The following is a 15,795-nucleotide window of genomic DNA, read 5'->3' as shown; positions in this document are numbered from 1 at the left end:
GATCATCTCCTTTCCAATGAAGGGAGATTTATTTTGCGCCGCTCGGGATGGTCGCTGACCGACCCTCTCCTGCCATTGGGTCATGCACCACCGTAACGTCGGCTTTTGTTAAGGATTGTTGGACGCCTGCCCCAAAGCGCAGGCGTGTAACTACCCCGGCGCCGGCGGGCAGGCGTCCAACAATCCTCGAGGGAGGAAACCGCGGAATGCTCAGAGGCGGCTCGAACTGGCAGCCGTTATGGCGATTTGACCAGTGGCGTTGTCGCCCAGGTCTCGACAAACGTGTAGAGATGCCAGCGGATGCTGAGTTGAGAGCCTCGATGCCCCTGTTTTTGCAAAGTCGCGCGATGTCATTTGGCTGCGATCGACTGGTTTGGGGCGTCGGACGCAACGGTCCCCTAGCGGCTCTCGTTGCCGAAGAGCCGACCGTAGGTTAATGCACTGCGGCGCGATGAGAGTCACGCGTGACAGTTCTCCACAGGCGGGGCTCGAATCGGAGCGCTGCGTTGAAAGATGTCGATAAAGATCATCAACGACCCGCAATGTCGACACACGAAGCTTGGGCCTGCCGCGCACGTTGATGCACCTGCGACGGGATCGACCGCGCGTGGCAACACATGCAGCAACGCTCGTATCCTCGAGAGATTGTCGCGGCGTGACGGGTTTGCGAGCAGGCCGTAGTGGCGAATTCGGTGGAAGCCACCCGGCAACACGTGCAGCAGGAATCGGCGGACGAACTCATCGGCCATGAGCGTCATCGTCTTATTGCGTGTGTGCCCGTCCATCCGATAGTCTTTCCAGCGGCAGGTGACGCCACGCTCATCGAGTGCGATCAGTCGTTGATTTGAGATCGCCACCCGGTGCGTATAGCGCGACAGATAAGCCAACACGGCTTGCGGTCCCGCAAATGGTCGCTTGGCATACACCACCCATTCGCACGCACGCATCGGGGCAAGCCACTCGGCGAACACTTCCGGATCGGCAAGCGCGGCGCATTCGCCGAAGAATCGCAATTGACCGCGGTCATACGCGGCGGCCAGCTCTTCGAGGAACCGGCGCCGGAACAGTCGCGAGAGCACGCGCACAGGTAGGAAGAAACCTGGCTTGCAAGCGACCCATCGGCCCCGATCAGGAGACAGGCCACCGCCAGGGACGATTCCGTGGACATGAGGATGGTGCGTGAGCGCTGAGCCCCATGTGTGTAAAACCAGAGTCGCGCCGACCTGTGCTCCGAGGTGCTTCGGATCCGCGGCAATCGTGCGCAGCGTCTCGGCGGCCATATCAAACAACAGGCCGTACATCACCGCCTTGTTGTAATACGCAATCTCGCTGATCGGGGCCGGTAGTGTGAAGACCACGTGGTAATACTCGACGGGCAGAAGATCTTCCTGGCGTGCGTCTAACCACCGTCGTGCGGCCGTGGCCTGGCACTTTGGGCAGTGTCGGTTGCGGCACGAGTTGTAGGCGACTTCGACAGCCGCGCACCCTTCGCAACGCAACACATGTCCCCCCAGTGCCGCGCTACGGCACTGCTCGATCGCTGACACGACCCAGACGCGCACTGGGATCGCGTTATCGACGGACGGGCGCCTACGTTAAATGTGCTAGGCAGAAAGGCGCTCCGAGGCTGCGCAAATGACTTTGGGCGTCCCCTCACAACGGCCCCCCGCCCTGCCCGAAAGTCTTTGCTCAAGGCTACTGCAAGACCTTGAACACCGAGACCGTTTGACGCAGGCTTCGCGCCTGATCCGCCATGGCCTGTGCCGCCGCCGTTGCCTGCTCGACTAGCGCGGCGTTTTGCTGAGTTACCTCGTCCATCTGGCTAACAGCGACATTGACCTGTTCAATGCCGGTGCTTTGTTCATTCGATGCCGAAGCGATCTCGCTCATGATGCCCGTCACTCGCTTGACCGAGCGCACCAGCTCACTCATTGTTTGGCCAGCATCCAGCACCAGCGACGAACCCGCGGTGACGTGTTGCACCGACGTACCGATCAGTTCCTTGATTTCTTTCGCGGCCGTCGCGCTGCGTTGCGCAAGCGAACGTACTTCTCCGGCGACGACCGCGAAGCCGCGGCCTTGCTCGCCAGCACGGGCGGCTTCGACCGCGGCGTTGAGCGCAAGAATGTTCGTCTGGAATGCAATACTCTCAATCACTGTGATGATCTCTGCGACCTTTGATGAACTTGTCGATATATCCTGCATAGTCGTCACCACGCGCTCGACAACTTCCCCGCCCGCCTCGGCAGTACCCGATGCTGAGTTGGCCAACGTGCTCGCCTCAAGGGCATTTTCGGTGTTCTGCCGCACGGTGGCGGTAAGCTCTTCCATACTTGCCGCCGTTTCCTCGAGCGACGCCGCTTGTTCTTCTGTACGTTGAGAGAGGTCGACGTTGCCTTGCGCGATTTCGCCAGAAGCGACAGTGATCGATTCCGCCGAGGCCTTGATCCCCGCCACAACGCCGCTTAACTGCTTGCGCATTGATTCAAGCGACGCCATCAGGCTGTGCTGGTCGTCGGCGTTGTGGGCGATTCGGGTGGTGAGATCTCCAGCGGCAATGGTGTGCACCATCTCTACCGCGTATGTGGGTTCGCCGCCCAAAGCGCGATACAGACGTCGGCCCATAAAAACACTAATGCCTGCACCAATCACAAGGCCCGCAATTGCAAGGGCGATGAGAAAAGCGCGCAGCAGCGAAAAGCGTTTTCGCGACACCTCGTACTCGTCTTTTGCCTGATCTACTTGAAGCTGCCGAAGGCTGCGCATAGCGGTCAGTACCTGCGGCATTGCGGTGTCCACGCTTTGATGCAGTACAGTGGACGCCTGCTGCGCGTTGGTGCTCAATGCGGCGCGCAGCGGACCGAATCCGTTGGATTCAACGCCGTCGTAACTGGTCCTGAATGCATCAGCGAGTTGTTTCTCTGTCGGAGTAAGGTACGTCGATATGTAATCCTTCCACAATGCGTCGACTTCTCGCCGATCTTTTTCGGCCCGTTCAACGGCCGATGCAGGGGAGGAAGCCTGCGGGTCCAGGGTAGCTCGCGATAGAGCAAAGACTTCATCCTGCAAACGGTTGCTGATCTGGGCGAGTTGCTGAATGCACACCGTCCGATCCTCATAGACGCTGCGCAAAGCTTCCCCGGTCTGGTTCATTCCATAGAGGCCGACAAACGAGGTTGCCAGCATCGACAGCCCCATCGAGCCTGCGATTAGGGCCAGCTGCAATTTAACGGTCAGACTTTTCACGGTATTTCTCAAACAAAGTTAATGCACCATATGTCGGCATATATGCACTAAACTTGAGCATTCCGCAATCCAATGGTATGCACCAACCACCATCCGCGTGATTGGCATTACTGCACTGCATATTTGAAAACGGCAATACGCACTGAGAACGCACCGCGATGGGCAGACACGCGTCGGCCCGGACTATGCAGCTACGATCGGCCGACGTATTAATGTCGCCGCGAAGCTGATTGTAATATTGCGAACATGTCCAATAATGACTCGGGGGCATTGTCAAGTTACCGAGAGCGGGTCGGCACGACGGCAGGTGTGACAACCATCAGAAAGCGGCCGACGGATTTTGGGCGAGTTCGACGAATTCTCGCCATGCAACGAACCGAGCAGCGAGTTGTTTACGATAGATTGAAGCGCGCAGAAGATGGCGCTTAAGCGCGAAATGTTGCCGGATCGGCCCGAAGCACGAGAGAATTTTTTGTGTACGTTTTGGGTCGCGAAAGCCACGCATACGACGCTCGTGTGTCGGTGGGTGGCTATTCTCTGCGCGGTTGTTCAGCCGAGCTGCCGCTTTGACGAACACGTGCTTCACGTTCGCAAGCTCCGGAATCTCGGCTTTTGCCGCCGGGAGCTGCGCAACCGATCAGTGACGATCTTGCGCGGCACCGGGCTCGATCGCAACACACGCTTGAAGAAGCGTTTGGCGGCAGCCTTGTCGTGCCGCTTTTACACCAGAATGTCGAGTTCGGCGCCATGCTCGTCGATCGCACGCTACAGCAGCGGTTCGCCACGCACGGTGACGAACATCTCGTCGATGTGCCACGTGCTACCCGGCTTGCGTCGCCCCGCTTTCACCCTATGAGCAAAGTCTTTACCAAACTTGTCGCACCAGCGTCGGATCGTCTCGTATGTCACGATCACGCCGCGGTCGAAGAGCAGTTCCTCGACGTCGCGCAGGCTCAACTGGAAGCGGAAATACCATCGAACAGCGCAGCTGATGACACCAGCCGGCAAACGGTGACCGTGATAAAGCGATTTCGATTTCTTCATCGTGCCAGATTATCCGACGAGTCACGCAACCTGATATTGCCCTTGAAGCGCATGGTCGCGGTCACGGCGCGGATCGTCGGACGCGATCTTGGCTCAACCGGCGCCGATGTGGAAAAAGCGCTGGGCGCGGCTAACCTGCTTCCGAAGGGCGTCTAGTACGAACTCGGCGGCCTCTATCAGCAGCAAATCGCGTTCAAGGGCTCGATGACTGTGTTCGTGGCACAAGAATCAACAAGGAAGCTTCTGACTTGCTTCAGCTTCATAAAAGATAACTAAAATATATCTCTTAAGCCACTCTCTCTTTCGTCGTCAAAGCGTGAAACCCATCTATCTAAAGATGGACGCCTAGGACTTGCAGAAGATCGCACCCGCATATCGGAGGTGTAGCGCTTCTATAGGCCATAGGCGTGGATCTTGTGATCGAACCCGGCAACAAACAACTGCCCGTTCACTACCGTCGGCGAGGTCAGAATTCCGCCACTCACGCGCTCGGCGGGCGGAAGATTATTTGTGCTCCAAAGCTGAGCGCCGCTCCTCGCGTTAACTGCAAAGACTTCGCTCGCGATACCATCTGCGTAATACACAACGCCATTCGCAACGACCGGGGAAATCGAAGGGTTCTGTCCTCGCGAATTTACACCGACGGGTAGATTCCATAAAATTGCGATCGAGCAGTCGGAGTGGATCGACAATGCAACCAGCCCGTGGCGGACAAGTCCTGAACTTGAGTCGACCGGATTGCCGAGATACAGTTGGTTTAACGCCGGATCGAACGCTGGCAAGCCTATAAAATTGCCACCGGGTGTACTCGTGCCGATCTGAAATGAATAAATTGGTCCGCTTGCGAACGTGTTTCGGTTATAGATGTAAAGCCGACCCGTCTTCTGCATAGCAGCTAACATGGGCGGGCATGTACCTGCCTGGAACAGTAGTGGAGTCGCACCAAAGTCCGCATCGATAATATTAGGGGGCGGGGGCGTGTTCGCCGCGTCGAGCGCCAAATCGGGCGTCAATCTCACGACGTACTCCGCGTAGCGTGCGTTTTGCGGCTCAGGAAAGGCGTTACCCGTTGCGGTGTAGATCCAGGAGCCGTTCGGGCTGATTGAGACGCCGCCCGGACCCCAGATACCGCCGCCGTCAGGACCGTTCTTCCCGGTCGAATACCATCGTTGCAGGACTGTGCCAGTCGAGGCTGATGCCCGAATTACTTGCCCATGATACGGACGCACGTCGCATGGGCTTGCGGTTGCAATATAGACGTCGCTTCCATTGAGCGTCGGACTCCCATACACAATAGTTCGCGGCGATGCATTCTGTGCGTCGAGGAGCTGCACCCATGGAACCACGTCGGCCCCCGTCGATAAGTCCAGCATATGCAAGAAGCCGTAGCCAGTCACCACGTACATCCGGTTCGTACGACGATCGAGAGTCGGCGTACCAATCGTCCCAACGAAGCCACGCGATGCAGTGAAGTTTCCGCAATTGGTCTGTACGGTGGGCGCTTGGACACTCCAGATTAAGGCGCCGGTCGCAGCGTTTAATGCGACGATCCGCCCTGCCCAGGTGGCTGCATAAAGCACGTCGGTCGGCTTCCCTTTGATCAGCACGCCGCTCATCAACGTTGGTTGCGTCGTGATCGGTCCGCCGATATCGGTTGTCCAATGGTGACGCAACTGAGAAACGTTGCCCACGCTTAGCATGGCTTCAACCGCGTTGTAGCCGGTGCGTTGTTTGTTCATCCCGAAAGTGGGCCAGTCAGTCACAACCGCGGCTAAAGGAGCGGCAGACGTCGTCGCGGCTGCGTTTAAGCTGGAGACAGGCGCCGCCATGAAAGGCGAATCGGCGGCCGGGCCGGTATCGTCGTGATCGACATTGAATCCGGGCGTCGCCTCTGGCGTCTGCAAGTGAAATTCGCGTTGGATTACGGTCGAGTCAAGCACCATCTGCTGTGTTTGGGAAAAGGCCGGAGACGCCGTCGACAACACGGCGAAAACTTGGCATACCGCGCCGAACCGAGCTGCAGGAATGTTGCGCATAAGACACTTCTCCACATGAAGGGAAACGTGCGGGGCGGTTAGGCCGTCATAGCAGCAGAAGTCTGCAAGACGGGCCGACCGTTAAGCGGATGCTTGAGGGCGCGAGATCGAGGTGGCAGCGCTTTTGTATTTATCTGGCTGCATCAAAGCGAGTGTGCATGGCGTCGCGGAACCTGCTTCTTCACGGACATTACAACTTCGGCGACGTACGCACAACGTCTTTTCGCATCCCCCGAGCGTCGCCGATCATAGAGCCGCCGCCTATCAGAAGCTCCGAGTCGAATAGCAGCGTGCCAACAATGAAAATGATTTGGCATCCTCGGACTAGGGATCGTAATTAGTTGCATTCCTGCGGGCCTCCTATCGGGACGTACTCGCCGCGCCGGAACTGCGGAGTGTAAGACCTTACTAGTAGGGTTGTTGCCGGTGCCGTCATGGCATCATCAAAACGCCCGAATTCGCACGGCGCGCACGTTCGCTAAGCAATGTATCTATCAGGCGCTGAGGAGCACAACTCGCGCGACGAGTAGCGGTAGTCCAAACTTACGCGATTCAGACGGGACACAATAGTAAATCTCATTACCTCGCGCCCCGTAACGACTGCTCACCGAGAAAGGCATACGGCATCGCTCGCCCGACCCGTCAAAACCCGTCCGTGTTACCGCGCACTGACAACAGCTTTTGCTTGGGTGATTGATCATGTGGCTCGGCTCATTGCACGACAACTGCATGTCGGCTCGCAGACATTGCAGTGCCAAATTGCGGTCGATCTCCGCCACGTCCATTAAATTTCAGATTCGTTACGGGTATAACGTCGGCCCAATGCAGACCATAAAGAAGTTTTACTTTCCGATACTTCGTCACGCCGCCATTGTGTGATCCAGACAGCTTCTCCACCGAACGAAGCAAATCGCGTCGATGGGTAAATAGCCGTCTCCTTAAGGAACCATTCCTTAAGGTTTGCTTAAGAACGCATTGGATTAAGGCCGTCGTTCTGAACCGGAAGATTTCCGGCACTCTGGATTCATCCCAGACCACGGTCAACCAATAAACACAAAGGAGACGAATCGATGGAAACGCGCATGATGGGCTTGATGTTTTTCGCTGCGGCTGCGTTGACCGGCTGCGGGGGTGGAGATGACGCCAGCGCACCGCCCCCCCAAAGCTAATCACAAACATCGCGGTGCCTAATGCTTCAAGCCCACCATTCAGCTTCGACATCGGCTATGTCGAGGCCGGAAGGTACTATCTAACCGACCGCAATAACAAAGCAGTCGATGTCGTGAACACCAAATCGAACACCTTGATCGCACAGATCCCCGGGCCGTTCATCGGTGCTGGTGCCACGACGAACGAGTCCGGTCCGGACGGAATTGTTGGCATCACCGGCACGAACACGATCTACGTCGGCGACGTCGATTCAGTCAAAGTGATTGATACTAACGCGCAAAAGACCGTCAACACGATCGTTATTAGCAATTCCGGGTCGCGCGTCGACGAGGGTTGCTACGATCCTGACGATCACCTCGTGATGTATGCGAGTCCCGGAGACTCGCCGCCGTTCGTTACGTTCATTTCCACGCTGACCCAGAGCCGTGATAAAGCTCCCTTTCAACGGTTCATCCGGGCTCGAGGCATGCACCTATGATCCTGCCTCAAAGAGCTTTTTGATCAACAATGACGGGACCTTGGCGAATCCAGATGGTCAGCTCGACGTTATCGCCGCCAGTTCTGCGGTGGCTGGCAGTCCTGCTGTCAGCAAATCGTTTCCGTTAGGAAAGTGCGGACCGGCGGGAATCGTGCTTGGTCCGAATAACGACGTGCTCATTGGATGCGACCCGCCGGCCGGCGACCCGCTCATCACCCTGATCCTCGATCGTTCGGATGGCGCAATTAAGGCCAGCCTTCCATTTGGCGGGACAGACCAGGTCAACTATGATCCGGCTTCCAACCGCTATTTCTTGCCCGCTAGGCACTACGTCTCAAACGGCACTGCGGCAACTTCAGGATTTAGCCCGCAGATGGGTGTGATCGACGGCACGTCACGACAGTTGCTCTTTAAGGTCCCGGTGGGCACAGGGGCGCACTCGGTTGCCATCGACAGCACGCTTGGACAAGTCTATGTACCGTTCCAACCGGGCGCGGCAGGATTCCCGACGGGCGGAATCTCGGTATTCTCGACCCATTAGTTGCCAAGATCTGGTCATTGACTGGCGTCCTTGTCTGATGGAGACCGCTCAACACACGTCGCAACAATAGACGAACGGACGCTCCCACCATCGCTCTGTGATCCAGTAGGCTACGGGTTCGGAGCGCCGGTGGTGTGCGTCGTTCATTGGGATGGAGCATCCGTTCGCAGGCGCCTCAATCGCCGCATACTTTCGGTCTATTGCAACCCGGCGATGATTCAACGACCTCGGGCATCCACTACCGGCTCCCGATCGTCGCTTGGAAGTTTCACTTAACGAGAGCTTTGGTTCAAGGCCTTCGGGATAAAGCGCTCAATCGATCATGAGGGAGAAGGTCGAGCGGCGGCGCTGTGGCATCTATCGTGAATACGGCGGCGATCCGCTGAAGGGCCATCGCGTCGACGGGTGACGTCGTGCGGCTCGCAGACGATCGACCCCTACCTCGCCGTGCGCGACGCGTTCGCAAATTTTGCCCGAGAGCGCAGTAAGTATCCCGGCGAATTCATTCGGCGCGCCGTGGGCTGGGGTATAGATGTCAAACAAAAGGAGACGAACCGCCGCGGATGACTCTCGACCGGCAGTGAACGCACTCACGCAGGCGTGACTCTGTTACGCCGTCCCTTTTGTTCTTAGATGCTTTGGCATCGAACACCGGGCTCCGAAAGCCCGTACCGGACCAATTGCACCGGTGCGCCTGCGCACAAATCGCGTCGTCAGGGATGCAAGCATTGGGTACAGCAAAGACCACACCGCATCCCGCTAGCGGGACCCTTTTTAGATCGCGAGCAACGTTGACATCGACGTTCCTAGGTTCCGTCAATGCTCGCCAGACTAAATGGCCTGCCGGTAAAGCGCAGATGAAGGACCACCAGCCAACCACGGGGACAGGTCGTCGTTACGAGCACCTTTTGAGAGGATGACACGCAAGGGACCACGTGATGGCGCTGAACGGCCAGATCGAACGCGACACGGGCGCGATGGCGTATCGCCATGACACCGCTAATAGTCACAATAATCGCGACAAGTCTGGATGGTGTCGAACTCAAGGCTTCCTGTGAAACCGGCAGAGTCAGCAAGGCAATCAACGCGAGAAATTCGATGGCAATGGCCGTCATCGAAGCCGCCATCAAGTGCGCCCGCAACATATCGACAGTAACTGGTTTCATGGCGTGGTCTCGGGGACGGACGGCCGCACGGCGTGACACACCGTGTTGATTGGCCTCCAAAAATCGCAGGCCGATTAACAAGACCGCGATCTGACATTTAAGCGGCGCGAGCCGCTCGTATGACGCTGTTATGTGTGCGTTTAACGGCGAAAATGAGCGGAGGCTATTCAAATTCAATACTAGCGATTAAGCCTGAAGGAAAGCTTAAGTGTTCGACGTCGAGAAGCGTTGTGCGACTAACATCGTGGTATCAGTTCGAATCAGCGGTGCGATGCTCCCTTGAGAGATCACGCCTCCCGTAAACAGCAATCAACACAAGACAGGATCTGCGAGCCATGCGCATACTCTTCGTAGAAGACGACGATCTGATCGGCTGTGGTGTCGAGGCAGGGTTGCGTCAGGCCGCCTTCACCGTCGACTGGGCCCGCGACGGTCACGAGGCCGACCTCGCCCTCGCGACCACCACCTACGCGATGGTCGTGCTGGATCTCGGCTTGCCCAAGGTGTCGGGCATGGAACTGCTCAGGCGCTTGCGCGATGCCGGCAAGAACGTTCCGGTGCTCGTGCTGACCGCGCGAGGAACCGTGGTCGATCGCGTCGGCGGTCTAGAAGCGGGCGCCGACGATTACCTTGGCAAGCCGTTCGATCTCACCGAACTGATCGCGCGTTGCCGGGCCTTGCTGCGCCGCGCGCAAGGGCGCAGCGTAGAGCTGATCCGATATCACGATCTAACGGTTAATCCCGCTGCACAAACCGTCGATGTGGGGAACACACGGGTGTCCCTGACCTCGCGCGAATGGGCCATCCTCATGCAGTTGCTGACCCATCAGGGCATTCCTCAGTCGCGCTCAAGTCTTGAAGAAAGTTTGTACGGCTGGCAGCAGGAAATTGAAAGCAACGCGATCGAGGTCCACGTCTCCAACCTGCGCAAAAAGATCGGTGCAAGCCTGATCAGAACCGTGCGCAATATCGGCTACGTGGTGGAGGAAGCGTGATGTCGGCATCGATTAGCTGGCGCCTGGTGTTCCTGGTACTCGCTAGCATCGCGTTGACTTGGGGTATCGCGCTGGCGTCGAGTTATCGACAGGCTGAGCGCGAAGTCGGCGAATGGGAGCAGGCGCGGCTCGCTGAACTCGCGCAAATCCTCGCACTGCTCGACCAACGCAATCTCACCACGCTCGCCAATGCGCATATTGACGTGCGGGAAGAAGAGAAAGGCGGCGAGCCGGGCGCCAACGATAGCGACGACGACGACTCGTTACCCCGCGACGCCCTATTCCAGGTACGCGGCGCAAATGGCGACGTGCTCGCAGGCAGCCCGCAATTGCGGACCTTGCATGCTTGGGACATACCGATGCCGCCGGTCAGCGGCACAGGGGATATGACGCTCGATAGCCAGATATGGCATACGTTCACCTTGCGGGACGCAGCGGCCGGGAAATCGGTACGCGTATTTGAACCCGCCAATACACGCAGCGACCTCGTGAGCGGCGTGGCGAGCCGCATCGCCCGGCCCACGCTCGTCGCCCTCCCGGTGCTGGCATTGCTGGTGTGGCTTAGCATCCGCTGGAGTCTGGCGCCGCTCAAGACCCTATCGGGCGAGATCCGCGTGCGCGACATCAACCGCCTCCAGGCGGTCGATATTGGCCGGGCGCCGACCGAAGTGCGGCCGCTGGTGGATGCAATAAATCTGGTGCTGTCGCGTTTGCGGCGGTCGATTGAGCGCGAACGGGCATTCACCGCTGACGCGGCGCATGAACTGAAGACGCCGCTCGCCGCGATAAAGGTGCACGCGCAAGTCGCGCTAGCGGAGCCAGACGCTGCGCTACAACAACTGGCAATTGAACGCGTTGTGCAAGGCGTCGATCGCAGCACCCGGCTCGCGGAGCAATTGCTGCTGCTCGCACGGCTGGATGCGCACGAGAAATTGTCGGCGGCACGGCTCAAGCTCGCGGAAATAGCCAAAGGTGTTTTGCTCGCCAACACGCGCAATGCCGAGCAGAGAAGCATCCGCCTGACATTGACGGGCGACCCGCACCCGGAAATCGACGCGGAGCCGGTATTGATCGGCATCATCCTCGACAATCTGCTCGATAACGCGATCAAATACGGATGTGAACATGGCAATGTCGAGGTTATCGTGGAGCAAGCGGGCGAAAGCGTGCGGCTCACCGTGCGCGACGACGGCCCCGGCGTTGCGCCCGACGATCTTGCTCGGCTAACTAACCGATTTTTCCGCGCCACCGGCACCGAGGCGTCGGGCAGTGGCCTCGGCCTCTCGATCGTCGCGCGGATAGCCGAGCATTTCGATGCCAACCTCCAACTCGGCACGGGCATCGGCGGCCGCGGGCTAGCGGTGGAATTGCTGTTTCCCGCTTACGTCGAAGCGGATTAAGTCAGGGTACGTGGCGTTCTACCCGTATCGATTGCCGGGACGCGCGCTCCGACGACTCGGCAAACTGCCACGCCAGCAGACCCGGCACGAAGATCAGCAGGTCGCGAATGCGGCGCGCGCCCGCCAGCGCCAGACAGCTCGACGGGTCGAGGCCGAGCGCGCCGCCGATCAGAATAAAACCGCCCTCCTGGACACCGAGCCCCCCCGGCACGAAGAAAGCCGCGCTGCTGACGGCCTGAATCAGCGATTCGAGCACGACGGCCTCCGTCATGCTCACCGGCGCTCCGAGGAAGTACAGCGCGAGCCAGAGTTCCAGCGACGTGAGGACGCACTGCAGCGGTTGCCAGAGGAAGAGATAACGCAGCACCACCGCGCGCCTGCGCCAGATCAGCGTGATCGCCAGATCGATTTGCGCCGACTTTCCTATCAGCGAGACCAGCTTGCCGCTCAATATGCGATCAAGCGTACGCGTGATGCGTTCGAATGGATTGGCGTGCTGTACGAACGCAAACAGTATCAACAGCGGCGTCAGCACTACCGCGCCCCACGCCAGTTGCGCCGCTAGCCGCAGCGTATTCGAATGCGCATGGGCGAATAGAAAGCCGATGCCGATCATCGTGAACAACAACTGACTGACAACGGTGAGCTGCATATCGACGATGATGCTACCCGCCGCGATCGACGGACGTACTCCTTGGCGTTTGAGCATCCTGAACGACACCACCTCGCCGCCGACGCGCGCCACGGGCAGCATGCTATTCAAGGATTCGCGCACCCAGACCAGTTGCAGCATGCTGGCGATGCCCGGCCGCGCTGCGCCACGGATCAGCGAGCGCCAGTCGCATGCGTTGGCAAGCATCGGCAGCCCATGCGAGATCGCGGCCAGCAGAAGTCCCGCGCCAGCGGTATGCAACGCGCCCAGAATCCCAACGGGGTTCTGTTGCCAGACCAGCCACAGCGAAACCAGCAAGCCGGCGAGCGCCGATACGCGGCCGAGATGCCTGATCACGCCGACACCTCGCGTGTTCGGCTCAGTTCGTCCGCGTAAGCCCGGGTTGCGCCACGCTCGTGCCGCGCCGCATACCGAATCCGTCGGTCATTCATCATTCGTCCTGCGCCGCCGACAACAAGCCGTCGCCGTCTACCCTGAAAATGAAGCCGCGCCAGATCACGCGCGAGGACCAGAAGCTCGCCACGAAAATAGCGAACGACACGACATCCCATAGAGGCAATAGCCACAGGTCGCGATGCGCCTGCCGCAATGCGCGATCGGACAAGACTTTCAAGGCGAGCCGGGCACACAGGGCGACCAGCGCGACCGGCCATGCCCACACCGCGCCGGACGAGAACGCGGCGGCGAGCAGAGCGAAAGCGAGCGGATGAATCAACGCAGAACCCAGGTGGCCGAGTGGATCGATGGTGCGAATCGTGCGGCTCCAGCGCAGTTCGTGATCGATCAGCTCCATCGCACTCGATTCGACGCAGGCGTGCGAAATCGTAAAGGGCGGAATCGAAACCTTCTCGCCGATCATCCGCACGGCTTCCCCGATCGCGTGATCCTCGGCCAGGTGTCGGACGAACGGTGTGAAGCCGCCGATTTTTTCAAGCGTATCGCGTCGCATGGCGATGCTTTGCCCAAAACAGGGCCGCGCCAGACCGAGCGCCAGTCCGGTCACGACGCCGGGCAAAAACTGATAGTTGGTCGCATTGGCGGAGAGGCGCGGCCAGAATCCCGGATCAGGTTGTCCGCGATACACACAGGTGACGAGACCGACGCCCGGCCTTTGCAATTCTCCGATCACATTGCGCAGATAATCCCGGCCGACGCTCACGTCGCTATCCGCAAACACCAGCACGTCGTGCCGTGCCTGCGGCAGCATATTGAGGATGTTGCTCATTTTACGGTTCGGGCCATACAGGCGCGTATCGGCAATGACGGTGATGTCGGCGTCCGGATGCAGACGCCGCAAATCATCCACCGTTTGCAAGGCGGGGTCGTTCGAGTCGTGCACGCCGAACAGAAATTGCACGGGGCCTGGATAATCCTGCCGGCAGAAGCTCGATAGATTCGCGAGCAGCGCCCATTCATCGCCGTGCAGCGGCTTGACGATCGTGACTAGCGGATAGCTGGTCGGTTCGAACACGGGCCGCGCGAAGAAGCGCCCGATGAGTGCGCCGGCCAGCACGGTATAAGCGATGCCGAGTACCGCCGCCGTCGCACAGGCGTAGGCCAGCGTGACGGCGAGCAGGTGCGCGGCGCTCACGCTTGATGGGCGCGCAAGAAGCGGAAAAATTCGACGCCTTCACGCAAGCGCCGTTTCATCATGTCCCAACTCGTCAGCATCTCGCGCAGGATTTCCCAGATCTTCGACGGCCGGAAATAAAAGCGCTTGTAAAAATTTTCGAGCTGGTGATACATCTCGTCGCGTGACAGATGCGGATAGCCGATCGCGGCCAGTTGCACCCCTTCCTTGCTGACGAGGTTGATGACCTTGTTCTCCTGAAGCCAGCCGTTCTCAACGGCCTGCTCATACAGTCTCGTGCCGGGATAGGGCGCCGCGAGCGACACCTGGATCGTCAGCGGATTGATCTCTTTCGCGTACTCGATGGTCTTCTGAATGGTTTCCGGCGTCTCGCCCGGCAAGCCCAGAATAAACGTGCCGTGCACCTTGATGCCAAGCGAGCGACAGTCCTTCGCGAAGCGTCGCGCGATGTCCGTGCGCAAGCCCTTCTTTACATTCAGCAGGATCTGATCGTCGCCGGATTCATAGCCGACCAGCAGCAGACGCAGCCCGTTTTCCTTCATGATCTGCAACGTCGAAAAGGGCACGTTCGCCTTCGCGTTGCACGACCACGTCACACCGAGCTTGCCCATTCCGCGGGCGATCTCTTCAGCGCGGGGTTTGAAATCCGTGAAGGTGTCGTCATCGAACATGATCTCCTTCACTTCCGGCATGTAGTCGCGAATCCACTGGACTTCTTCGAGCACGTTCTCGACCGAGCGCACCCGGTAGCGATGGCCGCCGACTGTTTGCGGCCACAGGCAGAAGGTGCACTTGGAGCGGCAGCCGCGGCCCGTGTAGAGCGACACATACGGATGCTTTAAGTAGCCGTTGAAGTAGTTCTCGATCTTCAGATCGCGCTTGTAAACCGGGGCAACGAACGGCAACTCATCCATGTTCTCGAGGATCGGGCGTGCTTCGTTATGATCGATCGAGCCGTCGGCCGCGCGATAACTCAAGCCCCGGATCTGCGGGAACGGCACGCCTTCGGCAATCTCGCGGCAGGTAAAGTCGAACTCTTCACGGCAGACAAAATCGATCGCGCCGCTTGCGGTTAGCGAATTGTGCGGATCGATTGCAACCTTAGCGCCGACCATGCCGAGCAATACCGAAGGCTTGCGCTTCTTCAGGCTTTCGGCGAACAAGGCGTCGGTCGGAAATGACGGCGTACTGGTATGAATGATCACCAGATCGTATTGCTGCGCGATGTCCATCGCAGCCTCCACCGAAAGGCCATCGGCGGGAGCATCGAGAACGCGGCTATTGGGAATAAGCGCGGCGGGCTGGGCGAGCCAGGTCGGATACCAGAACGATCGGACTTCACGCTTGGCTTGGTACCGCGATCCGGCGCCACCGTCGAAGCCGTCATAGGACGGCGCCTGCAAGAAGAGAGTTCTCATCAATGCTCCAACAGGGCTTTTATCGGAGCTCCCATAC

At 58.9% G+C, this 15,795-nt stretch carries 10 protein-coding genes and 2 pseudogenes; 4 read left to right on the top strand and 8 right to left on the bottom strand.

All coding sequences use genetic code 11. The features are described from left to right. Nucleotides 1–458: 458 nt before the first annotated feature. From AC3D25_RS21565 to AC3D25_RS21550, 4 genes and pseudogenes are all read right to left on the bottom strand, one after another. Nucleotides 459–1,550 (bottom strand): annotated as a pseudogene (locus AC3D25_RS21565) (IS91 family transposase); the annotation flags it as partial. A gap of 145 nt (nucleotides 1,551–1,695) precedes the next feature. Next, nucleotides 1,696–3,246 carry a methyl-accepting chemotaxis protein gene (locus tag AC3D25_RS21560; protein ID WP_488890450.1) on the bottom strand — a complete coding sequence of 517 codons (1,551 nt, stop codon included), beginning with the start codon at nucleotides 3,244–3,246 and terminating at the stop codon, nucleotides 1,696–1,698. 319 nt (nucleotides 3,247–3,565) lie between these two features. Then, nucleotides 3,566–4,290 (bottom strand): annotated as a pseudogene (locus AC3D25_RS21555) (IS6 family transposase). A gap of 392 nt (nucleotides 4,291–4,682) precedes the next feature. Next, nucleotides 4,683–6,326, bottom strand: coding sequence for an outer membrane protein assembly factor BamB family protein (locus tag AC3D25_RS21550; RefSeq protein ID WP_488890449.1), 1,644 nt, complete (start codon nucleotides 6,324–6,326; stop codon nucleotides 4,683–4,685). Between the two features lie 1,282 nt (nucleotides 6,327–7,608). On the opposite strand from AC3D25_RS21550, the gene AC3D25_RS21545 reads away from it, so the two are divergent. Continuing rightward, nucleotides 7,609–7,974: a hypothetical protein gene (locus tag AC3D25_RS21545; RefSeq protein WP_488890448.1), complete on the top strand. Its 366-nt coding sequence runs from the start codon at nucleotides 7,609–7,611 to the stop codon at nucleotides 7,972–7,974. 19 nt (nucleotides 7,975–7,993) lie between these two features. Next, nucleotides 7,994–8,515, top strand: coding sequence for a YncE family protein (locus AC3D25_RS21540; protein WP_488890447.1), 522 nt, complete (start codon nucleotides 7,994–7,996; stop codon nucleotides 8,513–8,515). Between the two features lie 806 nt (nucleotides 8,516–9,321). Here AC3D25_RS21540 and AC3D25_RS21535 read toward each other — a convergent pair. Beyond that, entirely contained in the window at nucleotides 9,322–9,681 is a 360-nt protein-coding gene (locus AC3D25_RS21535) for a hypothetical protein (protein WP_488890446.1), read from the bottom strand. Between the two features lie 335 nt (nucleotides 9,682–10,016). Here AC3D25_RS21535 and AC3D25_RS21530 point away from each other — a divergent pair, with 335 nt between their 5' ends. Next, complete coding sequence (locus AC3D25_RS21530) at nucleotides 10,017–10,676, top strand: response regulator (RefSeq protein ID WP_488890445.1); 660 nt, start codon at nucleotides 10,017–10,019, stop codon at nucleotides 10,674–10,676. Beyond that, complete coding sequence (locus tag AC3D25_RS21525; RefSeq protein WP_488890444.1) at nucleotides 10,676–12,076, top strand: ATP-binding protein; 1,401 nt, start codon at nucleotides 10,676–10,678, stop codon at nucleotides 12,074–12,076. Before AC3D25_RS21530 ends, AC3D25_RS21525 begins: the two co-directional genes overlap by 1 nt. Before the next feature lies 1 nt (nucleotide 12,077). Here the strand turns inward: AC3D25_RS21525 and AC3D25_RS21520 are convergent, their stop codons facing one another. The 3 genes from AC3D25_RS21520 to hpnJ all read right to left on the bottom strand — a co-directional run bounded on the left by AC3D25_RS21520 (nucleotide 12,078) and on the right by hpnJ (nucleotide 15,758). Next, nucleotides 12,078–13,085, bottom strand: a complete 1,008-nt coding sequence (locus tag AC3D25_RS21520) for a lysylphosphatidylglycerol synthase domain-containing protein (RefSeq protein ID WP_488890443.1) — start codon at nucleotides 13,083–13,085, stop codon at nucleotides 12,078–12,080. Nucleotides 13,086–13,179: 94 nt separating this feature from the next. Further along, the gene (gene hpnI, locus AC3D25_RS21515; protein ID WP_488890442.1) at nucleotides 13,180–14,340 is read right to left on the bottom strand and encodes a bacteriohopanetetrol glucosamine biosynthesis glycosyltransferase HpnI; all 1,161 of its coding nucleotides are present in this window, start codon (nucleotides 14,338–14,340) and stop codon (nucleotides 13,180–13,182) included. Beyond that, nucleotides 14,337–15,758 (bottom strand): hopanoid biosynthesis associated radical SAM protein HpnJ, encoded by a 1,422-nt coding sequence (gene hpnJ, locus AC3D25_RS21510; protein ID WP_488890441.1) that lies wholly within the window; start codon nucleotides 15,756–15,758, stop codon nucleotides 14,337–14,339. Before hpnJ ends, hpnI begins: the two co-directional genes overlap by 4 nt. Nucleotides 15,759–15,795 lie beyond the last annotated feature (37 nt).

The sequence above is a fragment of the Caballeronia sp. SL1002 genome, from assembly GCF_057814995.1.
This window is presented reverse-complemented; position numbering and strand designations above follow the sequence as displayed.